25 protein-coding genes are annotated in these 22,302 nt (G+C 47.0%); 14 read left to right on the forward strand and 11 right to left on the reverse strand.

Annotated elements, in window-relative coordinates; all coding sequences use genetic code 11:
- Positions 1-31: 31 nt before the first annotated feature.
- Genes MTBPR1_RS01660 through MTBPR1_RS01675 form a run of 4 tightly spaced genes read right to left on the reverse strand, consistent with a single transcriptional unit; the run spans position 32 to position 2,080 of the window.
- The gene (locus MTBPR1_RS01660) at positions 32-208 is read right to left on the reverse strand and encodes a DUF4169 family protein (protein ID WP_069185798.1); all 177 of its coding nucleotides are present in this window, start codon (positions 206-208) and stop codon (positions 32-34) included.
- Positions 201-812, reverse strand: coding sequence for a bifunctional phosphoserine phosphatase/homoserine phosphotransferase ThrH (thrH, locus tag MTBPR1_RS01665; RefSeq protein WP_069185799.1), 612 nt, complete (start codon positions 810-812; stop codon positions 201-203). Before thrH ends, MTBPR1_RS01660 begins: the two co-directional genes overlap by 8 nt.
- A 12-nt stretch (positions 813-824) precedes the next feature.
- The gene (locus MTBPR1_RS01670; protein ID WP_069185800.1) at positions 825-1,472 is read right to left on the reverse strand and encodes a uracil-DNA glycosylase; all 648 of its coding nucleotides are present in this window, start codon (positions 1,470-1,472) and stop codon (positions 825-827) included.
- A gap of 5 nt (positions 1,473-1,477) precedes the next feature.
- Positions 1,478-2,080, reverse strand: a complete 603-nt coding sequence (locus MTBPR1_RS01675) for a LabA-like NYN domain-containing protein (protein WP_069185801.1) — start codon at positions 2,078-2,080, stop codon at positions 1,478-1,480.
- Between the two features lie 108 nt (positions 2,081-2,188).
- On the opposite strand from MTBPR1_RS01675, the gene folK reads away from it, so the two are divergent.
- The 10 genes from folK (at position 2,189) to MTBPR1_RS01725 (ending at position 9,793) form a co-directional block, all read left to right on the forward strand.
- Positions 2,189-2,704 (forward strand): 2-amino-4-hydroxy-6-hydroxymethyldihydropteridine diphosphokinase, encoded by a 516-nt coding sequence (gene folK, locus MTBPR1_RS01680; protein ID WP_069185802.1) that lies wholly within the window; start codon positions 2,189-2,191, stop codon positions 2,702-2,704.
- A 71-nt stretch (positions 2,705-2,775) separates the two neighbouring features.
- Positions 2,776-3,171 carry a DNA-directed RNA polymerase subunit omega gene (gene rpoZ / locus MTBPR1_RS01685; protein ID WP_069185803.1) on the forward strand — a complete coding sequence of 132 codons (396 nt, stop codon included), beginning with the start codon at positions 2,776-2,778 and terminating at the stop codon, positions 3,169-3,171.
- 13 nt (positions 3,172-3,184) lie between these two features.
- A complete protein-coding gene (locus tag MTBPR1_RS01690) occupies positions 3,185-5,341 on the forward strand; it encodes a RelA/SpoT family protein (protein ID WP_069185804.1) in 2,157 nt (718 codons plus the stop codon).
- An 8-nt stretch (positions 5,342-5,349) separates the two neighbouring features.
- Complete coding sequence (locus MTBPR1_RS01695; RefSeq protein ID WP_069185805.1) at positions 5,350-5,955, forward strand: DUF2062 domain-containing protein; 606 nt, start codon at positions 5,350-5,352, stop codon at positions 5,953-5,955.
- Complete coding sequence (locus MTBPR1_RS01700) at positions 5,948-6,685, forward strand: pyridoxine 5'-phosphate synthase (RefSeq protein WP_069186068.1); 738 nt, start codon at positions 5,948-5,950, stop codon at positions 6,683-6,685. The genes MTBPR1_RS01695 and MTBPR1_RS01700 overlap by 8 nt, the downstream gene beginning before the upstream one ends.
- Positions 6,686-7,096: a holo-ACP synthase gene (gene acpS, locus MTBPR1_RS01705; RefSeq protein WP_069185806.1), complete on the forward strand. Its 411-nt coding sequence runs from the start codon at positions 6,686-6,688 to the stop codon at positions 7,094-7,096. It abuts the gene before it with no gap.
- 62 nt (positions 7,097-7,158) lie between these two features.
- Positions 7,159-7,863: a signal peptidase I gene (gene lepB / locus MTBPR1_RS01710; RefSeq protein WP_069185807.1), complete on the forward strand. Its 705-nt coding sequence runs from the start codon at positions 7,159-7,161 to the stop codon at positions 7,861-7,863.
- 3 nt (positions 7,864-7,866) lie between these two features.
- The gene (gene rnc / locus MTBPR1_RS01715; RefSeq protein WP_069185808.1) at positions 7,867-8,559 is read left to right on the forward strand and encodes a ribonuclease III; all 693 of its coding nucleotides are present in this window, start codon (positions 7,867-7,869) and stop codon (positions 8,557-8,559) included.
- A complete protein-coding gene (era, locus tag MTBPR1_RS01720) occupies positions 8,556-9,470 on the forward strand; it encodes a GTPase Era (protein ID WP_069185809.1) in 915 nt (304 codons plus the stop codon). The genes rnc and era overlap by 4 nt, the downstream gene beginning before the upstream one ends.
- A gap of 17 nt (positions 9,471-9,487) precedes the next feature.
- A complete protein-coding gene (locus MTBPR1_RS01725; protein ID WP_069185810.1) occupies positions 9,488-9,793 on the forward strand; it encodes a hypothetical protein in 306 nt (101 codons plus the stop codon).
- A gap of 14 nt (positions 9,794-9,807) precedes the next feature.
- On the opposite strand, the gene MTBPR1_RS01730 is transcribed toward MTBPR1_RS01725, so the two are convergent.
- Both MTBPR1_RS01730 and MTBPR1_RS01735 read right to left on the reverse strand, forming a co-directional pair.
- Positions 9,808-10,164 carry a hypothetical protein gene (locus MTBPR1_RS01730; protein ID WP_126464943.1) on the reverse strand — a complete coding sequence of 119 codons (357 nt, stop codon included), beginning with the start codon at positions 10,162-10,164 and terminating at the stop codon, positions 9,808-9,810.
- A gap of 12 nt (positions 10,165-10,176) precedes the next feature.
- Positions 10,177-12,366: a tetratricopeptide repeat protein gene (locus MTBPR1_RS01735; RefSeq protein ID WP_069185812.1), complete on the reverse strand. Its 2,190-nt coding sequence runs from the start codon at positions 12,364-12,366 to the stop codon at positions 10,177-10,179.
- A 110-nt stretch (positions 12,367-12,476) separates the two neighbouring features.
- On the opposite strand from MTBPR1_RS01735, the gene recO reads away from it, so the two are divergent.
- The 3 genes from recO (at position 12,477) to bioB (ending at position 16,757) form a co-directional block, all read left to right on the forward strand.
- Positions 12,477-13,193: a DNA repair protein RecO gene (gene recO / locus MTBPR1_RS01740; RefSeq protein ID WP_069185813.1), complete on the forward strand. Its 717-nt coding sequence runs from the start codon at positions 12,477-12,479 to the stop codon at positions 13,191-13,193.
- 55 nt (positions 13,194-13,248) lie between these two features.
- The gene (parC, locus tag MTBPR1_RS01745; RefSeq protein ID WP_069185814.1) at positions 13,249-15,480 is read left to right on the forward strand and encodes a DNA topoisomerase IV subunit A; all 2,232 of its coding nucleotides are present in this window, start codon (positions 13,249-13,251) and stop codon (positions 15,478-15,480) included.
- A 278-nt stretch (positions 15,481-15,758) separates the two neighbouring features.
- Positions 15,759-16,757, forward strand: coding sequence for a biotin synthase BioB (gene bioB, locus MTBPR1_RS01750; RefSeq protein WP_069185815.1), 999 nt, complete (start codon positions 15,759-15,761; stop codon positions 16,755-16,757).
- Between the two features lie 130 nt (positions 16,758-16,887).
- Here bioB and MTBPR1_RS01755 read toward each other — a convergent pair whose 3' ends face one another.
- The 5 genes from MTBPR1_RS01755 to MTBPR1_RS01775 all read right to left on the reverse strand — a co-directional run bounded on the left by MTBPR1_RS01755 (position 16,888) and on the right by MTBPR1_RS01775 (position 21,697).
- Positions 16,888-18,459 (reverse strand): TRAP transporter large permease, encoded by a 1,572-nt coding sequence (locus MTBPR1_RS01755; protein WP_069185816.1) that lies wholly within the window; start codon positions 18,457-18,459, stop codon positions 16,888-16,890.
- A 2-nt stretch (positions 18,460-18,461) separates the two neighbouring features.
- Entirely contained in the window at positions 18,462-19,007 is a 546-nt protein-coding gene (locus MTBPR1_RS01760; RefSeq protein ID WP_240492842.1) for a TRAP transporter small permease subunit, read from the reverse strand.
- Positions 19,008-19,153: 146 nt separating this feature from the next.
- On the reverse strand, positions 19,154-20,287 hold the full coding sequence (locus MTBPR1_RS01765; RefSeq protein ID WP_069185817.1) for a TRAP transporter substrate-binding protein: 1,134 nt from the start codon (positions 20,285-20,287) through the stop codon (positions 19,154-19,156).
- Positions 20,288-20,456: 169 nt separating this feature from the next.
- Positions 20,457-21,179, reverse strand: coding sequence for an arginyltransferase (locus MTBPR1_RS01770; protein WP_069185818.1), 723 nt, complete (start codon positions 21,177-21,179; stop codon positions 20,457-20,459).
- A 20-nt stretch (positions 21,180-21,199) separates the two neighbouring features.
- The gene (locus tag MTBPR1_RS01775; protein WP_069185819.1) at positions 21,200-21,697 is read right to left on the reverse strand and encodes an RDD family protein; all 498 of its coding nucleotides are present in this window, start codon (positions 21,695-21,697) and stop codon (positions 21,200-21,202) included.
- 130 nt (positions 21,698-21,827) lie between these two features.
- Here MTBPR1_RS01775 and MTBPR1_RS01780 point away from each other — a divergent pair, with 130 nt between their 5' ends.
- The gene (locus MTBPR1_RS01780) at positions 21,828-22,301 is read left to right on the forward strand and encodes a flavin reductase family protein (protein ID WP_069185820.1); all 474 of its coding nucleotides are present in this window, start codon (positions 21,828-21,830) and stop codon (positions 22,299-22,301) included.
- Position 22,302 lies beyond the last annotated feature (1 nt).

The following is a 22,302-nucleotide window of genomic DNA, read 5'->3' on the forward strand; positions in this document are numbered from 1 at the left end:
CACACAACGAAAACCCACACAAGCTTTGACTTTACTTATCCAACTTATGATCGTCTAAATTGTTTTTATCTTTTGCTTGTTCAAGAGCTTCTTTTTTCTTCTGCTCTTTCGTGCGGCCAAATTTTGCACGATTTTCTTCGGCCTGCTTTTCCTTATCTGAGCGGGCCTTATCTTTGCGTTTCTGTCTGAGGCTAATAATCTCAGCCAAAGCGGGGGCTCGCAGCACGAATGTGATCCATCAGCTCATCATAAGTGAAGGCTGTTTTAAACTGGGGGAATTCCGCAATCACATTATCAGGGGCACTAAACAAAATACCTGTTTCCGCTGCGCCTAACATGGTGGTGTCATTATAGCTGTCACCAGCTGCAATGGTGTGGAAGTTCAGTTTTTTGAACGCTTCAACCGCTTTGCGCTTATGGTCTATCAGACGTAGTTTATAATCCGCCACGCGGTCATTTTCATCAACGATCAAACGGTGACAGAACAGGGTCGGCCAATCAAGCTGGCGCATCATGGGTTCTGCAAACTCATAAAATGTATCAGACAGGATCACCAACTGGAAATCTTCACGCAGTTTTGCCAAAAACTCATTGGCACCTTCAAGGGGGCCAAGGCTGTCGATCACTTCTTGAATATCCTTCATTTTAAGCCCATGTTCATCAAGGATATCAAGGCGATAACGCATTAAAACGTCATAATCGGGCTCATCGCGTGTCGTTCTTTTTAAGGCTTCGATCCCTGTTTTTTCTGCAAAATTGATCCAAATTTCAGGAATTAACACACCTTCAAGATCAAGACATACGATTTCCACGATTTATCCCCTTTATTTTAGTTCTTCGCATACTGAGCGAAAAACATCATGAAACATTTCTTCGGTCAAACGACCCGTGTTGGTGTTGTAGCGTGAACAGTGATAACTGTCGAATAAAATTGGCAAATCATCCGCCATTTCATGTCGCATATTATGACCAAATTTCCATTGGGACTTTTTCAAGCCCAAGGTCTGAATGACAGCGTTATGCCCAACACCCCCAAGCGCCACGATGGCCTTAAGGTTTGTCATGGCCTTCATCTCATCAATCAAAAACGGGCGACAGGCTTTTTCTTCCGCACCCGTTGTTTTATTTTGAGGCGGCACACAGCGCACCGCATTGGTGATACGACAATTTTGCAGCTCAAAACCATCCTCAGCCGTGCCACCATAAGTGCCTGTGGCAAAACCAAATGTTTTAAGGGTGGGATATAGTAAATCCCCGGCATAATCACCGGTAAAAGGACGCCCCGTACAATTGGCCCCCTTTAAACCGGGTGCAAGGCCAACCACCAGTACTTCGGCCTCAATCGGGCCAAAGGAGGGCACGGGGGCATTAAAAAAATCAGGGAATTTCGCTTTATTTTCAAGGCGAAATTCCACCAAACGCGGACATAGATCACAATCAAGCGCAGGAACAGAAGGGGTAGGGCAAGACATGGGCGTTACTCTTCTTCAAAAGAGCTGTCATCATTGTCCAGATATTCATCATCATAATCCGGCTGAGAAGAACGTACCCCCATCGGGCGCGTTACTGTATCTTCCAGATCGCACAGCTCGATGAAGTTATCTGCTTGGCGGCGCAATTCATCTGCCACCATGGGTGGGTTTGAACGCACAGTACTTACAACGGTTACCCGCACGCCTTTGCGCTGCACGGCATCAACAAGGCGGCGAAAATCACCATCGCCTGAGAAGATAACAACATGATCGAGATGTTCCGCCATTTCCATCACATCAATGGCAAGCTCAATATCCATATTACCTTTGATTTTACGACGTCCTTGGGCATCGGTAAATTCCTTGGTCGGCTTGGTTACCATGGTATAACCATTATAATCCAGCCAATCGACAAGGGGGCGAATCGGAGAATATTCCTGATCTTCAACAAGGGCTGTGTAATAAAAAGCCCGGATCAAATGGCCCTTATTGGCAAAAACTTCTAAAAGGCGCTTATAATCAATATCAAAATTCAATGCACGCGCGGCAGCGTAAAGGTTAGAGCCATCAATAAACAGCCCCATACGCTCTTGTGGATAAAACATCATCTTTACTTCCAATAACTAAAATATAAATCATTGCCAAAATATGGCGGCAACTCTATAAAAACGCTTATTATTTTACGCGAAATCTCTTTTTTCGCAAGGATTTATAAGATGATTCTTATCGGACTTGGCGCCAATTTACCTTCGCCAAAATACGGCAGCCCTATTGAAACATTGGACGCGTGCCTCAAACGGCTTAGCGAGACAGGCCTAACGGTGGTTAAGGCTTCACGCTGGTTTAAATCAGCCCCCGTGCCCATGTCTGACCAGCCTTGGTACATCAATGGCGTGGCTGTGATTGAGACAGCGCTTTGCCCCCGTGAGGTACTTGAGCAGCTTTTAAAGGTTGAAAATGAGTTTGGCCGTGTGCGCCTTGAGGCAAACGCACCACGTGTGCTGGACCTTGACCTCATTGCGTATTATGATGAAGTCATTGAAGATGCGGGGAAAATTGAAGATAAGCCATTTTGCATTCCACATCCGCGTATGCATGAGCGTGCCTTTGTCCTGCTGCCGATACAAGATATATCACAAGACTGGACACACCCTAAAAAACAGGTATCTTTACAAGAATTAATCACTCAATTGCCAAAAGATCAAATTATTGAAGCAATTGAGCAAGATTAGGCTTGATTTCATAGGCGGTGGCGCTATATTTTGCGCCCTTCGCATTTTTTATATTTTGGAGTGACGTCTTTATGGCTCGCGTTACCGTTGAAGATTGTATCGTTAAGATCCCAAACCGCTTTGAGCTGGTTATGTCCGCTGCTCAGCGTACCCGTGATATTTCTGCTGGTGCAGAACTAACTGTTGAGCGTGATAACGATAAGAACCCGGTTGTATCTCTTCGTGAGATTGCTGATGAAACAATTGCAATCCCTGAATTGAAAGAGTCCCTCATTCGTGGCTCACAACGCATGGCACCTGCACGCGATGAAGCAGAAGAAGCTGAAACTGAAGAAGTTGCAGCAGACGCTGAAGAAAACGCCGATGCACTTGCTGATGCCTTGAACGTACAAGACGACAGCGCTTCTTTGGATGCAGCTGGCGCTTTGGCTTTCCAAGACGAAGTTGAAATCGACGACGAAGATTAAGAGTAGGTAAAACATGATCCGTCAATACGAACTTGTTGAACGGGTCCGAGCCTATGATTCAAGCGCGGATGAGGAAGCCCTCAACCGCGCTTATGTTTTTGCAATGAAGGCCCATGGCTCGCAAAAACGTGCGTCCGGTGACCCGTATTTCATGCATCCGCTTGAGGTGGCTGGTATTTTGACAGACTATCGTCTGGATACAGATACCATCATTACAGCCCTGTTGCATGACACCATTGAAGACACCGAAGTCACATCAGAAGATATTGAAGAAGCTTTTGGTGAGCGCGTGCAACGCCTTGTAGGCGGTGTCACCAAACTCACCCAGATTGAACTCCAATCCTCCCATACCAAACAGGCGGAAAACCTGCGCAAGCTGGTTATCGCCATGTCTGATGACATTCGTGTGCTGTTGGTTAAGCTGGCTGACCGTTTGCACAATATGCGCACACTTCATTTCATTAAAAAGCCGGAAAAGCGCCGTCGTATCGCTGCCGAAACAATGGAAATCTATGCCCCATTGTCTGAACGTATCGGCATGCATGAGATCAAGGACGAGCTTCAGGACATGTCCTTTGAACAGCTCAATCCTGAAGCGCGCGATTCCATCATCACCCGCCTTGAATTCCTGCGTGAACAGGGTGGGGACCTTGTTGGGCGCATCTTAAAAGAACTGCGCGACACGGTTAAAGAAAACGGTATTAAAGCGGAAATCAGCGGTCGTGAAAAAGCGCCATATTCCATCTGGCGCAAAATGCAGCGCCAAGATGTGGGGTTTGAGCAGCTCTGCGACATTATGGCCTTTCGTGTTATTGTTGATGATATCCAAGATTGTTACCGCATTCTTGGCATCATCCACGGCAAATACCCAACGGTGCCGGGGCGTTTTAAGGATTATCTTTCAACCCCTAAGCCCAATGGCTATCAATCTTTGCACACAGGGGTTTTTGGGCCGGACCATCACCGTATTGAAATTCAAATCCGCACCCGTGAAATGCATGAAATTGCAGAATATGGCGTGGCGGCCCACTGGCATTATAAGGCCAAGGGCGGATCTAACAACCAGATGACAGAAGGGCGCCAATATCGTTGGCTGCGCGAACTTCTTGATATTCTCGATAGTGCGGATGACCCCGAAGAATTTCTGGAACATACCAAGCTTAATATGTTCCAAGACCAAGTCTTCTGTTTCTCACCTAAAGGGGATTTAATCAACCTGCCAAGCGGGGCAACGCCTGTTGATTTTGCCTATGCGGTCCATACAGAAATCGGCAACCGTTGTGTTGGGGCCAAGATCAACCGCCGTATCGTTCCCTTGCGCACCGAATTGCAAAATGGCGATCAAGTCGAAGTCATTACTTCAAAAGTGCCGCAACCCTCACCCACATGGGAACGTTTTGTGGTCACGGGGAAAGCGCGCGCTTGTATTCGCCGCTATATTCGCCTGCAACAACGCGATGAATATCTTGCCCTTGGCAAAATCATGTTGCAACGCGCCTTTAGGCAGGAAGAATATGAATTTGCAGAAAAAGCCTTACAAGGCGTTCTTAAAAAATTCAATTCAAATGATGCTGAAGATTTAATTGCTGAAGTGGGCAGTGGTCATCTGCCAGCCCGTGAAATTGTCGAGGCTGTTTTCCCCGGTATTAAATCAAAGAGAACAACAACTTCCACAAAAATTCCGGTTAGTAAACACAAAGATTCACCCCATCCTGAATCTGTCCCTATTCGCGGGCTTATTCCGGGAATGGCCATGCATTTTGCCGGATGTTGCCATCCGCTTCCCGGTGATCGCATTGTTGGTATTGTCACAACGGGGCGCGGCGTGACCATCCATACCATTGACTGTGATAGCCTCATGCAGTTCCAAAATGAGCCGGAACGCTGGCTTGATGTATCTTGGGATATGACCCAGCAGGAACAAAACACCAAACATGTAGGGCGCATCAAACTAACCGTCATTAACGAACAAGGTGCGCTTGGGTCGCTTTCCATGGTCATTGCCAAAAACAGTGGCAATATCCACAATTTGAAAATCACCCATCGCACGCAAGAATTCTATGAAATGATCATTGATGTGGAAGTTGAAGATGTGCGCCACCTCACCAATATCATTGCAGCACTACGTGCAACCCCTGAAATCAATTCTGTTGAACGTTCACGCAGTTAAGGGGAGCCATGTTTAGAAGACGCCAACAGCCTAAATTCCATCAAAAAGCCATCGGCTTTTTCTGGCCTGCCATGGGATGGAAACGTTCTTCCAAATATGTCGGTCATCGCGTTGCGCGCCTGCCCGGAACCCCTTATAGCATCGCAGCTGGCTTTGCTGCGGGCGCGGCTATTTCCTTCACACCTTTTATGGGTTTGCATATTATTTTAGGTGCGGCAATTGCGTGGCTAACGCGGGGTAATATTCTCGCCTCTGCCATTGGCACCGTAGTGGGTAACCCGTGGACCTTTCCCTTTATCTGGCTTGCCACCTATAAAACCGGGCTTATGCTTGGCGCAGGTAGTGGTGCAGCCGAGGAAGAAAACCTCGAATTTTTCGTCTTTTTTGATAAATTGATCGAAGCGGTAAAAAGTCTTGATTGGACCTATGTTGGTGATGTGGCATGGCCTGTCTTTTGGCCCATGTTTATTGGTGGTTTGCCTGCTTTTGCCTTAAGCTGGGCTCTTTTCTTTTTCCCCATTCGCATCATGGTCAAGCGCTATCATAGTCGCCGTGTAAAACGCCATGCCATCGCAAAGAAATCTACTTTTGCAGGACATCCTCATGATGAATAGAAAATTGCGCCTCGGGGTCAATATTGACCATGTGGCAACCATCCGCAATGCCCGTGGCGGCTCTTTTCCTGATCCTGTGCGCGCTGCTCAACTTGCGGCCCAAGCGGGTGCTGATGGCATTACAGCCCATTTGCGCGAAGATCGCCGCCATATTTCAGATGACGATATCACGCGCTTAACCAATGAAGTGGATTTACCGCTTAACTTTGAAATGGCTGCTACTGAAGAAATGCTCGGTATTGCCTTGCGTCATCGCCCCCATGCAGCCTGTATTGTGCCTGAAAAACGCGAAGAGCGCACAACAGAAGGCGGTCTGGATGCCAAAGGTAACTTTGACCATCTCAAACCTTTTGTAAGCAAGCTGAGTGAAGCAGGCATTCGCGTCTCGCTTTTTATTGAGGCAGACCCCGCACAATTAGAGGCAGCCAAAGCCCTTGGCGCACCCGTGATTGAACTTCACACCGGTGCATATTGTGAAGAAACTGGTGAAGCACGCGATAAAGAGCTTCAACGTATTGTTAAGGCGGCTGCCTACGCTGATGAGCTTGGCTTGGAATGTCACGCCGGTCATGGGCTAACATATAACACCGTTAAGCCCATTGCCGAAATAGACACCATTGTTGAGCTCAATATCGGGCACTTCCTTATTGGGGAAGCCATCTTCTGTGGCCTTGCCCAAGCCATGGATAAAATGCGCAGCCTGATGAATGAAGCCAGAACGGGGGCCTAGATGATCATTGGTGTTGGCACGGACCTGATTGATATTCGCCGCATTGAAAACACCCTTGAAAGGTTCAAGGATCGCTTTATCAATCGCGTCTATTCCATTGAAGAAAAAGAAAAAGTTGAACGTCGCGCCCATGTGGCAAATGGCTATGCCATGCGCTATGCCGCCAAGGAAGCCGCAGCAAAAGCATTGGGCACAGGCTTTCGCGATGGGGTGTTTTGGCGCGATCTGGTCAATGATAATTTGCCTTCAGGCAAGCCTGTTATGACCTTTCGCGGTGGGGCAAAAGAGAGGCTTGAAAAACTCTTGCCTGAAGGGATGGAGGCCCAAATTGATGTGTCTTTAACCGACGAATATCCCATGGCACATGCAATTGTTATAATTTCTGCTGTTCCAAAGGCAGTTGGTGCTTGACATTCAGGCCATAAGAGACGATTCATCACCTCCGTAAATTAACGTAAAATCAAAGCATATCCATGGATACGATTAAAACAGTTTTTTGGGCTATTGTCCTTGCTTTAGGCATCCGCACTATCGCATATGAACCCTTCAATATTCCGTCCGGCTCAATGAAGCCGACTTTGTTGATTGGCGACTATCTTTTCGTATCCAAATTTTCTTATGGATACAGCACCTATTCCTTGCCTTTTGGCGTTAATCTCTTTGATGGGCGCGTGCTGGAAACTCAGCCTGAGCGCGGCGATGTGGCGGTTTTTAAACTGCCTACAGACACATCAAAAGATTACATCAAACGCATTGTCGGCCTGCCGGGCGATAAAATTCAGGTTGTTGAAGGCATTCTCCATATCAATGGTGAAGCGGTCAAACGTGAAGAAGTCGGTGAATTTGTCACACGCAACCAGCACGGCAGCGTGCAACGGGTGACCAAATATATCGAAACATTGCCAAATGGCGTTGTGCATGAAATTGCAGAAGAAAACGACAATTGGCACTGGAGCGACAGCACACCGGTCTATACGGTCCCGCCAGAGCATTATTTTGCCATGGGTGATAACCGTGACCATTCTCAAGACAGCCGCTGGCTGACTGAAGTGGGCTTCATTCCAGCGAAAAACCTTGTCGGGCGTGCAGAATTCCTGTTTTATTCTAAAGATACGCTGGAACCCATCTGGGATTTATCCTCTATTCGTTTCAGCCGCCTTTTCACAGGTATCGAATAACATATGCGCAGCCCAAATCAGCTTGAACAGACAATTGGTTATAAGTTTGAAGACAAAAGCCGTCTTAAACTTGCCCTTGTCCATTCCAGCACCCATCGGCGCAAAAAAGACGGCTCTGCCCATGATAATGAGCGCTTAGAGTTTCTGGGTGATCGTGTTTTGGGCCTTGTCATTGCCGATATCCTACTGAAACGTTTTCCTAAAGACACAGAAGGTGATTTAGCACGCCGTCATACCGCATTGGTGCGCAAAGAAGCCTTGGCGCGTGTTTCTATGAATATCGAGCTTGGTCAATATATTGACATGCTTGAAGCTGAAGCCGCCCTTGGCGGGCGCGAAAACCCCGCTATTTTGGCAAATGCTTGTGAAGCGGTGATTGCCGCGCTGTTTTTAGATGGTGGTCTATCGGTCGCACAGGATTTTATCACAAAGTTCTGGGCTGAGCTGATTTTAGAAGACCCCACACCACCACAAGATAACAAGACCGCCCTACAAGAATGGGCCCAAGGCCAAGGCCTGCCACTTCCGGACTATAAGATCGTGACACAAACCGGGCCAGCACATGCGCCTTTGTTTGAAATTGAAGTGCGCGTCTTAAACCATCCTCCCCAACGCGCCCAAGGCTCCTCAAAACGAAAAGCCGAGCAAGCCGCTGCGGGTGAACTTCTTAAAGTACTTTTGGATCAAAAAAAATGAACGAAGACATGGACATCTCTAAACAACGTGCCGGTTTTGTCGCTTTTGTTGGCGCCCCAAATGCGGGGAAATCAACCGCGATCAACCATATGGTCGGCACCAAAGTTTCCATCGTTTCTCCAAAAGTGCAAACCACACGTACCCGTGTGCTCGGTATTATGATGAAAGAGGAAACTCAGATCATCTTTGTGGATACACCGGGTATCTTTGCGCCTAAACGCCGCCTTGATCGTGCCATGGTGGCAGCAGCGTGGGGTGGGGCCGCGGATGCAGACCATATCGTTGTGCTGGTTGATGCCAAACGCGGCATTTGTAACGAAACCCAAACCATCATCAATACGTTAAAGGAACAAAAACGCAAGGCGATCTTGATCCTTAATAAAATTGATCTGGTGGATAAGGGTACGTTACTTACCCTAACAGAAAAGCTCAATGGGGAAGAAATCTTCACCGATACCTTTATGGTCTCTGCCTTAAAAGGCGATGGTCTTGATTATTTTGTTGATTTTATTGCCCAAAAGCTCCCCCAAGGGCCTTGGCTATTTCCTGAAGATCAAGTTTCTGACATGCCAGAGCGCTTGCTCGCAGCAGAAATCACCCGTGAGCAGCTTTATCTAAAACTGCGCCAAGAACTGCCTTATTCCACCACGGTTGAAACAGAAACCTGGGAAGAAAAGAAAGACGGCAGCATTAAGATTGAACAGATCATTTATGTAGCGCGTGACGGTCAAAAGAAGATTATTCTGGGTAAAGGTGGTCAGCAGATTAAAGCCATTGGCGCTAATGCGCGCAAACAACTGGAAGAGATCATGGAATGCCGTGTCCATCTGTTCTTGTTTGTAAAAGTGCGCGATAAATGGAGCGACGACCCTGAGCGCTATAACTATTGGGGCCTAGATTACAACGCTTAAGGCAAAGGTCTCACCCCATGCTGTTCTTTCGTCTCTCAAGCCTGATTATGGTACTTGTCTGGATTTTAAGCCTAACCATGTGGCTCATGCCCGAGCAGATGCGATGGGACATGGGACTTTTCCATGTCTATACCAGCACGTTTCTTGAACTGCCGTTTCTTGCCGTCCTTATTGGTGTAGTGGGTGTATTTTTGAGAAAAAGATGCACCAGTCCGCGCTTGTTTAAAGCCACCATGTTTTTAAGCTGGGGCTATGTGGGCTTTCCCCTCATAACCTCCGCCTTGTTAATTCTGGTGACTTTTTTGGGTATTACGGGCTATTGAACAATCAAATGCGTTTAACGTGAAGATCGTAATTCTTCGTTAAATTCCAAGACCTTCTTTGCCACGGTCTCAACAAAAACATCCACACCTGTGAATTTGATCATTTCATTGACCGCTTTGATCTTTTTGTCTTTTAAGATTTTACCGGACTTTTCATCGATCTTCACATCAAAGTCCATTTCCAGTTCTTCTGAAAAAATAGCCAACCATGTGCAGTTGGGCTCAAGGTCATGTTCCACACTGACGAACAGTTCAGCATTTTCCTCATCAGTCACCTGAATGCGATGTTCTTCTGTGCATAACAAAGGATCAGGTCCTAATTTTGTGCGCAGTTTTTTAATGACCATATCTACTGGAGTTTGGCGTCCCACAGTCTTATTCCTTTAAGCGTTAAAATTATCAAGTTCTTGACCAAGGCGGGCAAAAACATCGGCCCAATCCCCATGAACGGATTGGCGATAAAGCGTCATGGATGGATACCATTCAGAGGTTACACCTTGACCACCGATGGGCACGCCCCAACGCCAATCACAGGCGTAAGGCAAGACCATCCACACAGGTTTGCCCATGGCCCCTGCAAGATGGGCAACAGCTGTATCACAGGTAATGACAAGGTCTAAGGCCTCAATCAAGGCAGCCGTATCAGCAAAATCAAGCAGATCAATGCCATAATTGCGCACAACCTTTGCCAATTGCGGGTCTGCTAGGACATCACTGCCATCACCAACCTGCATACCAAAGAAATCCAGATCACGCATATAAAATAGGCGAGAAAACGGCCAGATCCCCGGCGAGCGTCGGCTGTCTTTGCGATAAGACTTATCGCCTTGCCAGACAAGCCCCACTTTGCGCGCGGTCGCATCTTTGGCAATACGGTCCTGCCAGAGTTTTACATCTTTTGTAGAGGCACTCATATAAGGGCTAAAGACGGGTACATCAGCAAAAGATTGAATTTTTAGAAGATGAGGTAGGCTATTTAAGCTGGCTTGCACATCATGGCGGGGCAGGGGCGTATCTTGCGGGATGACACCACTCACCCCCTCAACAGCAGCAAACAGACGTGCTAAATCCTTCTGACAGGCAATATAAATATCGCTGATACGCTCTTTCACCATGGGGATAAAGCGCATGAACTGAATGGCTTCACTAAAGCCATTTTCCACATAAAGCACAATGCGGCTTTCGGCCATGGGTTTTCCATCCCACTCAGGCGCGCTTAAATCCTGCTTTGATAGTAAGGGCTTATAAGTGGGCAAGCGTTTGCGCGCTTCATAGTTTTTCCACCCCTCAGCCCAATTGCCGCTTTGGAGCTGAATTTGTGCCAAGCGGAATTTTACTTCACTGTCTTTTGGGGCAAGCGCATGGGCTTCGCGAATATGGTGAAGGGCATTATCCAGATCGAGATTATCCTGATAGGCCAAAGCCAGCTCAACACAAGGGCGCATCTGATCAGGTGCATAGCGTACAGCCTTGCCCAAACGATCAATCGCATCAATCAGCTTATCATCTTCGCGCAGTAAAACGCCAAGAGCATTCAACGCCTGCCAGTCAGTTGGGGCAATTTGCACGGCTTTTTGGCAAGAATCATGGGCTTCATTCACATGACCCACCGCCCTTAATGCCAAACCGCGGTTTGCATAGGCCAAGGCATAAGCCGGATCATTTTCAATAGCGCGGTCATAACTTAACACCGCACCGTCATATTCTTTCTTTGCAGATAAACAATCACCCATCAGGCAATAGGCTTGCGCGCTATTGGGTTTAAGCTTGGTTTCACAACGCAAGGCCTGCAAGGCACCATCATAATCATTCAGCTGCATCAACTTGCTAGCAACCTTCATATGATAGTCACTGCGTTTTTGGCTATATTTTGAAGCAGCATAAAAATGTTTGCGTGCCAGCTTCACATCACCATTGCCAAGTGAGAGCAAAGCATAAAGGAAATGGGCTTCGGCATATTCTGGCTTTATTTCCAAGGCCCGCTTGGCATGAACGCGGGCCTCATCGCGCATACCACGGCGCGCTTCAATGGCTGCGCAGCGATAATAGGCCTCATAAGATTCGTCCCAATTATCAAGGATATGGCGATATTGTTTTAAAGCACGCTCAATTTCACCATTGCGCTCTAAAATCTGTGCGCGTCCTAAATGAAAGCGCACATCCTCAGGCGCCAGCTCAGCAGCTTTGCCATAGGCATCATCTGCACGCTCCACATATCCCATAAGGGTGAGGATTTCACCAAGCTTGCCATAATAAGACGCGTTTGTTGGCTCCGTCTCAATGGCTTTTTCGATCATGGCGATGGCATCTTCCCTAAGGCCGCGCTCAAAAGCAGCGACACCCAAAAGGTAATTGGCGTCCGCATGATCGGGATATTTCCTTAAAATGCCGCTATAGATTTGCACGGCCTTTTCCATCTTACCTTTTTTATGGGCGCGAATGGCAGCGGCCAAAGACAAGGAGACACTAATGGGCGCAGGCTTTTGCGCGCCATCTTTATCTTTAGAATCAACACCTTCTTCAGAAGGTTCATTTTCTTGCGCTTGATCGTTCAAGCTTGAAAATGCAGACACGTTTCAGGTCCCCGTTACACCATAGTGATAATTTTGGCTTCCATCATATGAAATCATGGGCCATGTTCCCATAGTGTTTTTGCTTTTTTTCAATTTTTTTACAGAAACTTATGATCTGGACTGACCACGCCATCGTCTTATCGACCCGAAAACATGGGGAAAGCAGCGTTATTATATCTGTTCTAACCCGCAAACACGGTCGCCATTTGGGCCTTGTGCGCGGTGGTGCCAGCAAAAAACTCGCAGCCCTCCTGCAACCGGGGAATCTTTTATCCGTGGAATGGAAAGGTCGATTAGAAGAACATCTTGGTGTTTTTCAGGTTGAAATGGAAACCGCCCATGGGGCAAAGGCCCTAAGCAGCCGTGAAAAGCTCACCAACCTCAACACCGTTTGCGCCATGTGCGAGGCCTGCTTGGCGGAGCGTCAAGAAGCTGAAGGGATATTTGGGGCCACCCTCATCTTATTGGATATGTTGGACGAAACCCGCCTGTGGCCGGAGCTTTATCAACGATGGGAATTAGGTCTTTTAAATGAGCTTGGCTTTGGATTGGACCTATCTTGTTGTGCAGCGAGCAGACAAACGGGGGATTTGATCTACATCTCGCCCAAAACCGGACGCGCGGTTAGCCGAAATGCCGGGGAGCCCTTTAAAGACAAGCTTTTCCCGCTGCCGTACTATCTACTTGTAGATGAGGTAAAACCAACGAAAAAAGACCTTTTATCCGTCTTTATAGTCACCGCTCATTTTATTGAGCGTTGTGTACTTGCGCCTATGAACAAGAAGATTCCCTCTGCACGTACGCGTTTTATTGACCGATTGAAATAGATGGTTAAACTAGGCTCAAATTTTTTGATCAAAACACTTCCTTATCTGGGGACCAATGTCTGAAACTGTAAATACTGGTGAGATCCGCGAAACCCGATTGGCTGATGCATTGGGTGATCGTTATCTGGCTTATGCCATGTCGACCATTATGTCACGCTCATTGCCTGATGTGCGCGATGGGCTAAAGCCTGTTCACCGTCGTCTTTTGTTTGCCATGCGCCAACTTAAATTAGACCCGGCAAAAGGGTTTAAGAAATGTGCGCGTGTTGTGGGGGATGTGATTGGTAAATATCACCCCCATGGTGACAGCTCAGTCTATGAAGCCATGGTGCGTCTCGCCCAAGAATTTGCCGTGCGCTATCCTTTGGTGGATGGGCAAGGAAACTTCGGTAACATCGATGGTGATAATGCCGCGGCCATGCGTTACACCGAGGCGCGCTTAACAGACGTCGCCATGGCGCTGTTGCGCAACATTGATGAAAACGCCGTTGATTTTCGCCAGACATACGATGGGGAAGAAGAAGAGCCTGTGGTTTTGCCATCTGCCTTCCCAAACCTGCTGGCAAACGGCTCAAGCGGTATTGCCGTGGGTATGGCAACCAACATTCCGCCCCACAATGCGGGTGAGCTGTGTGATGGTTTGCTTCATTTGATCAAATTCCCCAATGCGGGCATTGAAAAGCTGGTGGACCTGATCCCTGGTCCTGATTTTCCAACAGGTGGTGTCATCGTTGATGATCGCGCCACAATCATTCAGACCTATACCAAGGGCAAAGGATCATTTCGCATTCGGGCAAAATGGGAAAAAGATGAACTTTCCCATGGTATGTATCAGATTGTTGTCACTGATATTCCCTATCAGGTTCAGAAATCCAAGCTGATTGAAAAAGTTGCTGAGCTTCTCATTGCGAAAAAACTGCCTCTGCTGGCTGATATCCGCGATGAATCAACCGAAGAAGTACGCATTGTGCTGGAACCACGCAACAGATCGGTTGAACCTGAAGTTTTGATGGAACAGCTCTTTAAGCTGACAGATTTAGAGGTCCGTTTCGGCCTCAATATGAATGTGCTGGATGCGGACCAAACCCCGCGTGTGATGAATTTGCGTGAAGTTCTGCAAGCTTTCCTTGATCACCGCCGTGTGGTCTTGCAGCGCCGCTCGAAATATCGTCTGGAAAAAATTGATCGCCGCTTGGAAATTCTCGAAGGCTATATCATTGCCTTTTTGAACCTTGATGAAGTCATCCGCATCATCCGTGAAGAAGATCATCCCCGTAATGATTTGATGAAGGCCTTTAAGCTGACAGAAGTTCAAGCAGAAGCCATCTTGAACATGCGCTTGCGCTCGTTACGTAAACTCGAAGAGATGGAGCTCAAGAGCGAACATAAAGAGCTGAGTGACGAAAAAGCTGGCCTTGAAGCGCTTTTGGCTGATGAGACCAAACAATGGTCAACCATTTCAGATGAAATTCGCGACACCAAAAAGCAATTTGGACAAAAAACCGAACTGGGCAAACGCCGAAGTGAATTTGGCGATGCCCCAAGTGCCGATGTGGTGAATTTTGAAGCCTTTATTGAGCGCGAACCTGTGACAGTCGTTTGTTCCCACATGGGCTGGATTCGGGCTTTCAAAGGCCATAACAACGATGAAAGCGCCATTAAATATAAAGACGGTGATAAAGCCCGCTTTGTCATTAAAGGCTATACAACAGATAAACTCTTGGCCTTTAGCTCTAACGGGCGTTTCTTCACCATTGGCTGTGATAAGCTGCCACCAGGCCGGGGCCATGGTGAGCCCGTGCGCCTGATGGTGGATATCGGCAATGAAAATGAAATTATCGACATGTTCGTTCATGAACCCGAGCGCAAACTGCTGGTCGCTTCAAGTGCCGGGCGTGGTTTTGCCATTGAGGAAAAAGGCGTTGTTGCCCAAACCAAAAACGGTAAACAAGTACTCAACCTACAAGAAGGTGAAAAAGCAAGAACCTGCCTTCCTTTAACAGGTAATGCTGTTGCGGTTGTCGGTGATAACCGTAAAATCCTCGTCTTTAAAATTGAAGAACTGCCAGAGATGAACCGCGGGCGTGGTGTGATCTTACAAAAATATCGCGATGGCGGTATGTCTGATGTCATCACCTTTACCCTTGAAGACGGTTTAAGCTGGCAAATGGGCGGCGGTAGCGATCGCACCCGAACTGTAACCGACCTTTTACCATGGATTGGTAAACGTGCTGGGGCAGGGCGTATGGCGCCAAACGGCTTCCCGCGTAACAACAAGTTTACTTAAACAAAAACACTGTGCCCCTGCAACAGCAGGGGCCTCTACTTGTAGATATCAAACAGCTTTGGCACCTGAATACCGCCTCATTAGGTATGATAGATTGCGACAGATGATTTGATGAAGCCATTGCGCATTTGCCCCAATAGGCTTAAGTCATTGTTTTATATACTAACAATAAATTAATCGGTATTCGAGTGCCGATTTATCTTGAAATCAAGCTTGCACTCACGTATTTATGTGCCTAAATAACGTGGTACGCCACTCAGGTATTATGGAAAGAAACAATGACCCCCACAATTTCTGCGACACCTCGCAACGACTGGACAACTGAAGAAGTTGAAGCACTTTTTGCACTTTCGTTCAATGACTTGCTGTTTCATGCACAATCTGTTCACCGCCAGAACTTTGACCCAAACCGTGTGCAACTGAGCACATTGTTAAACATCAAAACAGGTGGCTGTGCAGAAGATTGTAACTATTGTTCACAATCTGCCCATAACGACAGCGAGCTTAAAGCAGAAAAAATGGTTCCAACCGAGGAAGTCATTAAAGCCGCACAAGCTGCTAAAGAAGGCGGGGCAACTCGTTTTTGTATGGGCGCTGCTTGGAGCTCACCTAAAGACCGCGACATGCCGGAAATCCTAAATATGGTGAAGTCCGTTAAAGGCCTTGGCATGGATACTTGCATGACCTTGGGCATGTTGTCTGATGACCAGACAGAACAGCTAAAAGAAGCGGGTCTGGATTATTATAACCACAATATCGATACTTCGCGTGAGTATTACGACAAAGTCGTTTCTACGCGTACATTTGATGACCGCCTCGCCACGTTAGATCGTTGCCGCGATAACGGGATCAAGCTTTGTACAGGTGGCATCATCGGTATGGGCGAGACCCAAAAAGACCGTGCTTCCATGATGGTGACCTTGGCAAACCTGCCAAAACACCCAGAAAGTATTCCCATTAATATGCTCATCCCCATTGAGGGCACGCCTTTTGAAGCAAAAGCGAAAATCGATCATTTCGATTTCGTAAAAACCATTGCTGTGGCTCGCATTGTGATGCCAGCCTCTTACGTTCGCCTAAGTGCTGGTCGTGAAGAAATGAGCGAAGAATTACAGTCGCTTTGCTTCTTTGCCGGGGCCAATTCCATGTTTTATGGGGATAAGTTGCTCACAACAGGCAACCAAGGTGTCGCAGCTGACCAAGATATGTTCACCCGCCTTGGCATTGAGCCGGAAGAACACCGCGAAGGTAAGCCGATGTTAGAAGCAGGCGAGTAAGGTTCAAACCCGTCACTCTGGCGAAAGCCAGAGACTATGGTTTCTGGATTTTTCGCCAGTATGAATAATAAAAAAAGGCCGCTTAAGGGAATTCCTTGAAGCGGCCTTTTTTATTGTATGTATCTTTTACTTATCCAAAGATCACACTTGGTAACCATGTTGCAAGGCCCGGGAAGAAGGACAGTAACAACAGGCCGATGACCTGAATGATAATGAACGGGACAACACCTTTATAAATCTGCATGGTAGAGACCTCTTTGGGGGCCACACCGCGCAAGTAGAAAAGCGCAAAACCAAAAGGTGGTGTCAAAAACGATGTTTGCAAGTTCATCGCCATCATCACACCCAACCACACAGGGTTTAGATCCATCATCAAAAGAACAGGTGCAACGATCGGCACCACGACAAAGGTGATTTCGATAAAGTCCAAGAAGAAACCAAGGACAAACATTACTGCCATCACCACCAGCATAGCCCCGACAACACCGCCGGGTAGATCGCTGAGCAATTCATGAACCATATCGTCCCCGCCAAGCCCACGAAAGACGAGGGAGAAGACAGAAGCACCAATCAGGATCACAAACACCATGGAGGTAATATCCATTGTAGAGCGACAGACGGTTTGTAAAATGTTTGCATCCCACACCCGTTTTGCTGCCATAAAAATGCCAAAGGCCAGCACCAGTGAACATACAGAAACAGCAATGATCCCAAACATATTGGCGCCACTGGTTTCATTCATGCCCAAGCGCAGGTCCATTGTGTTGGTCATAAACAACATCACCACAAGAGCAAGACCCGCCCCGTAAAAGGGAATGCCATGGCTTTCATCAAGACGAAGGCCTGCCAATAACAAAGCACCGACAGAACCAACGGCGGCTGCTTCTGTTGGGGTCGCAACACCAGCCAAAATAGAACCAAGCACCGCAACAATCAAAATGATTGGCGGGATCAAGGCATGGGCGATGCGTTTACCCAAACCTTCTACATTGAGTTCTTCTTCTGGGATTGGGGGGGAGGTCTCAGGTTTGAACCAAGCCACCAGTAATTGATAGGTAATATACATACCCACAAGACCAAGGCCCGGAATTAAGGCCCCGGCAAACAAATCCCCAACCGAAACCGGTTCTGGTGAAAAGTTCCCTAGCGAGCGTTGCGCATCTGAATAAGCATTTGAAATCTGATCGCCCAAAAGCACAAGTACGATGGAAGGCGGAATGATTTGCCCCAATGTTCCCGCCGCACAAATCGACCCACATGCCAGTGAGGGATTATAGCCACGTTTCAACATGGTCGGTAAAGACAGCAAACCCATGGTGACAACCGTTGCGCCCACAATCCCGGTTGAAGCCGCCAATAAAGCCCCAACAATTGAGACTGAAACGCCCAAACCACCGCGCAGGGAACCAAACAACATGCCCATACTATCAAGCAGTTCTTCTGCCACCTTGGATCGCTCTAACATCACCCCCATGAAAATGAAGAGGGGGACGGCGATCAAAACCTCATTGGTCATGGCATTGCCAAAAATACGTGATGGCAGCGCGCCAAAGAGGGACCAGCTAAAGACGTCCGTTGCAACCCCCATGGCGGCAAAGAAAATACTTGTGCCTGCTAGGGTAAAGGCCACCGGGAAGCCAAGCATTAAAAAGCCACAAGTGACCACAAACATGGCGAGACATAAAATTTCTGCAATTTCCATGATCAAGGCACCTCGTGAACTTCATGGTCTTCTTCTGGCACCAGCGCCCCTTTAAGAATAAGGAACGAGCGCAGAGCCATAGCAATGCCTTGCAAGGCCAAAAGAACACAGAAAACCAGAATAATCGATTTTAAAATAAATAAAGCATGGATACCGCTGGTTTCTTTAGAGCCTTCAAAAATAGCCCAAGAATCAATCACGTAATCCCATGATGACGTAAAAATCAAAAGACAGACAGGAAGCAACAAAAAGACAACGCCAAAAAGATCGATGATGGCTTTATTCCTGATACTGGCTTCGCGATAAAAAACATCGACCCGAACATGACCATTATGGAGCAACGTATATCCAGCGCCGACCATAAAAAGGAACGAATGCATATAAACAACTGATTCCTGCATCATAATGGAACCGATGCCGAAAACGTAGCGCATGACAACGACGGAGAATTGTGTAACCACCATGATTACAGCCAACCACGCAACCGTTTTACCGACTGTCTGGTTAAGCCCGTCAATGGCGCGCATCAAAGCCGCAAGAGACCCCAAGGATTTTCTCCTAAGTTTATAACTGCCAGCCTCGTTTACCTGATAAGCTAGCCCCTGATTGACTTGCTATTATCATAGAAGTGATGACTGAAATTGATACAATAAGGGCGATTTCGCCGAAGCAAAACCGCCCTATTTTGTAGATATTATTCGTACTTGAATGGAAGCTGACGTGCTTCCCAGAAAGCGCGATCAGACAAGTCTGACCAACCCATTGCTTTCTTACGGAAGGCTGCAAAATTCTCAAAGATTTTGCCTGTCACTTCATCACCTGCTGCAACTTCGCGCATAACTTCACCAGCAGCATTGCCGATTTCAGTCATGATATCATCGTTGAATTTGCGCAGCTGAACACCATGTTGAGACAACAAGACATCAAGGCTGTCACCATTACGGGCGTTAAATTCAGCCATCATGAAGTTGTTTTCAGCCATTGTTGCGTTGCGTACAATCTCTTGATGGGCAGAGCTCAAAGAGTTCCAGACATCAAGGTTCACACCGCAAGACAATGTAGAGCCTGGCTCGTGGAAACCTGGGTAGTAATAGTATTTGGTCACTTTATAGAAACCAAAGGCCAGATCGTTCCATGGGCCAACCCATTCTGTTGCATCGATTGCACCAGATTGCAGAGATGGGAAAATCTCACCACCGGGCAGGGATACCGCAGCAGCACCCAAACGGCGAAGCACTTCACCACCCAGACCCGGCATACGGATTTTAAGACCTTTAAGGTCTTCTACAGTGTTGATTTCTTTGTTGAACCAACCGCCCATTTGCACACCTGTGTTACCACAAGCAAAGGGCTTGATGTTAAATTTGGCAGAAAGATCATCCCAAAGTTCCTGACCACCACCATGGTGAATCCATGCATCCATCTCACCAGCTGTCAGACCGTAAGGAACCGCTGTAAAGAAGTTGAATGCCTTATGCTTACCTTGCCAGTAATATTCAGCAGCATGGTACATATCTGCTGTACCACTAGATACCGCATCAAATGATTCAAATGGGGGGACAAGTTCACCCGCTGCAAACAGTTTAACGGTTAGCTCACCATCAGACATGTCTGTAATTCGTTTTGCTGCACGTGCTGCACCAGTACCAAGGCCGGGGAAATTCTTCGGCCAAGTGGTTACCATTTTCAGTTCACGTTTTTTCTTCATCACTGCAGGTGCTGCAGGCTTAGCTTCTTTCTTATCCTCGCCACATGCTGATAGTGCAATTGCTCCTGCACCCAATGCTACACCGCTGGCAGCTCCGGATAGAAAATCACGACGCTTCATGTGAAAACCTCCCTAATCACATTAAAATTCTTTCCTGAAAATTATCTTCAGGCTTTGGTCTTACATAACCAATAAGTATTCAGCTTACGCTTGCTGAGAATGACATGCAATTAAAAGAGTGTACCTATTAATGCGTACTGCATTGCAATATTTAGGTTTTTTGTAAGTATTAGTCGGTATCCAGCGCAACCCATTGGCCATCGACACAGCCTTCAAGGGGGGCATAACGCTCTTTATAGGACATTTTGCGACAATCCTTAATCAGATAGCCGAGATACACATAAGGGAGATTTTGCGCAACAGTTTCACCAATGGCCCACAGCACCATATAATTACCCATACCACTATATTTCTTATCTTCATCAAAGAAGCTGTAAACAGCAGATAGACCGTCATCCAGATGATCTAATAATAAAGTGGCAACAAGCTTACCTTCATCGCGAAACTCAATGATAGAGGTTTCAACAGGTGTTTCTTCCACCATGGAACGATAATCAAAGAAATCCATAGAGGCCATGTCACCATCGCCGTGGCGTTTTCTCTGATATTTTTCAAAAAGGATAAATTGTTCTTGTGTGGCAAGGGGCGCGCAGAACTCAACACTTAGTTTGGAGAATTTTTTCTCAACTCTGCGCCAGCGCCCAGAAAAATCAAAATGTGCCGCATCAACACGCACAGGAATGCAGGCTGAACAATTTGGGCATACAGGCGCATAGGCCATATAGTGACTGCGACGAAAACCACCTTTAGATAGGGCATTGTGAAGTGTATTGGCATCCTTACCGCTTAGCTCTGTCACAATACGGCGCTCAACCTGACCTTCCAGATACGGACAGGTGAGGGGAGATGTCGTATAGAAAAAGACCTTTGACTGGGCACGATCCGGGCGCATGTCTCACTCAAATAAATTTATTAATCCCGCTCAGGGATATTAAGCACTAACGTCCCTGCAAGTATATCATGAAGACAGCGTCTGCGAATATTAAACAAACAGACAAGCAGAATAAAAAAGCTTGTTGGCGGTACAGTTAGGAAAAAGAGAGCCGATTGTATAAAGGCCTGCGTCATCTCTGGGCGTTGCCCATCCGTGCGATAAACCCGAATGCCAACAAAACGCATACCAAAGGTCGCGCTTTTGGAAGACCCGATCAAAACGGTATGATAGACAATGGGGATGAGGGCAAACAAAGCCATCATAGGGGCAAACAACAGGCCAAAACTCATTACGCCAACAATTGCTGCAATCACCACACCAACAGCGCCCAAAGCAAAACAAACGATAAAATCAATCACATAGGCAATGATTCTCTTTTGTGAAATCCCGTCATAATATTCCGGTTGATCAACAGGATCAGGTCCAACAGCTTGTTTGTTATCCCCTGAATATGCACCAGATTGCGAACCAAACATTATTTCCCCTCAAAACGACCTTGATGATTACTTATATAAAATATAGCGGATAAGAATGATTAAACAAGTTATTGACGGTTGTTCTTTCTATCTCTATTGAATCATTCAAGATAACGTTCGAGGTAAGAAGATGAGTTTTGACCAAAGAGAGTTTCGTGATGCGCTTGGTAAATTTGCCACGGGGATCACTGTCGTCACCACAAAAACGGCTGATGATCAAAACATCGGTGTCACGATCAACTCGTTTGCTTCTGTCTCGCTAGAGCCGCCTTTGGTTCTATTCTCCCTTAAGACAGAGAGTAACCTCACGGATGTTTTTCTAAACCAGCCTAATTTTAATATTTGCATCCTTTCAGAGACCCAAGAAAATGTCTCCAACCTGTTTGCAGGCCCAGAAGAAGACAAGTTTTCAAAGGTTGACTGGACAGAAGGTGAAAACGGCAGCCCCGTCCTTAAGGGGACACTTGCCACATTAGAATGTAAACGCGCAGAAACACATAAAGGTGGCGACCACACCATCTTCGTTGGTGAAGTTACAAATATGGACCTGCAAGACAATGGCGGGCCTTTGCTATACTTCCAAGGCGGATATAAAACACTGTAAA

The sequence above is a fragment of the Candidatus Terasakiella magnetica genome (assembly GCF_900093605.1).
GTDB classification, from domain to species: Bacteria; Pseudomonadota; Alphaproteobacteria; order Rhodospirillales; family Terasakiellaceae; genus Terasakiella; species Terasakiella magnetica.

Excerpts from the sequence above, each read along its gene's own strand:
- MTBPR1_RS01765 (WP_069185817.1), bottom strand. The coding sequence starts at position 20,287 with ATGAAGCGTCGTGATTTTCTATCCGGAGCTGCCAGCGGTGTAGCATTG.
- MTBPR1_RS01780 (WP_069185820.1), top strand. The coding sequence starts at position 21,828 with ATGAGTTTTGACCAAAGAGAGTTTCGTGATGCGCTTGGTAAATTTGCC.
- lepB (WP_069185807.1), top strand. The coding sequence starts at position 7,159 with ATGGATACGATTAAAACAGTTTTTTGGGCTATTGTCCTTGCTTTAGGC.
- MTBPR1_RS01755 (WP_069185816.1), bottom strand. The coding sequence starts at position 18,459 with ATGGAAATTGCAGAAATTTTATGTCTCGCCATGTTTGTGGTCACTTGT.
- MTBPR1_RS01700 (WP_069186068.1), top strand. The coding sequence starts at position 5,948 with ATGAATAGAAAATTGCGCCTCGGGGTCAATATTGACCATGTGGCAACC.
- MTBPR1_RS01690 (WP_069185804.1), top strand. The coding sequence starts at position 3,185 with ATGATCCGTCAATACGAACTTGTTGAACGGGTCCGAGCCTATGATTCA.
- MTBPR1_RS01725 (WP_069185810.1), top strand. The coding sequence starts at position 9,488 with ATGCTGTTCTTTCGTCTCTCAAGCCTGATTATGGTACTTGTCTGGATT.
- rpoZ (WP_069185803.1), top strand. The coding sequence starts at position 2,776 with ATGGCTCGCGTTACCGTTGAAGATTGTATCGTTAAGATCCCAAACCGC.
- MTBPR1_RS01775 (WP_069185819.1), bottom strand. The coding sequence starts at position 21,697 with ATGTTTGGTTCGCAATCTGGTGCATATTCAGGGGATAACAAACAAGCT.
- parC (WP_069185814.1), top strand. The coding sequence starts at position 13,249 with ATGTCTGAAACTGTAAATACTGGTGAGATCCGCGAAACCCGATTGGCT.
- recO (WP_069185813.1), top strand. The coding sequence starts at position 12,477 with ATGATCTGGACTGACCACGCCATCGTCTTATCGACCCGAAAACATGGG.
- MTBPR1_RS01670 (WP_069185800.1), bottom strand. The coding sequence starts at position 1,472 with ATGTCTTGCCCTACCCCTTCTGTTCCTGCGCTTGATTGTGATCTATGT.
- MTBPR1_RS01675 (WP_069185801.1), bottom strand. The coding sequence starts at position 2,080 with ATGATGTTTTATCCACAAGAGCGTATGGGGCTGTTTATTGATGGCTCT.
- MTBPR1_RS01770 (WP_069185818.1), bottom strand. The coding sequence starts at position 21,179 with ATGCGCCCGGATCGTGCCCAGTCAAAGGTCTTTTTCTATACGACATCT.
- bioB (WP_069185815.1), top strand. The coding sequence starts at position 15,759 with ATGACCCCCACAATTTCTGCGACACCTCGCAACGACTGGACAACTGAA.
- acpS (WP_069185806.1), top strand. The coding sequence starts at position 6,686 with ATGATCATTGGTGTTGGCACGGACCTGATTGATATTCGCCGCATTGAA.
- era (WP_069185809.1), top strand. The coding sequence starts at position 8,556 with ATGAACGAAGACATGGACATCTCTAAACAACGTGCCGGTTTTGTCGCT.
- MTBPR1_RS01695 (WP_069185805.1), top strand. The coding sequence starts at position 5,350 with ATGTTTAGAAGACGCCAACAGCCTAAATTCCATCAAAAAGCCATCGGC.
- folK (WP_069185802.1), top strand. The coding sequence starts at position 2,189 with ATGATTCTTATCGGACTTGGCGCCAATTTACCTTCGCCAAAATACGGC.
- rnc (WP_069185808.1), top strand. The coding sequence starts at position 7,867 with ATGCGCAGCCCAAATCAGCTTGAACAGACAATTGGTTATAAGTTTGAA.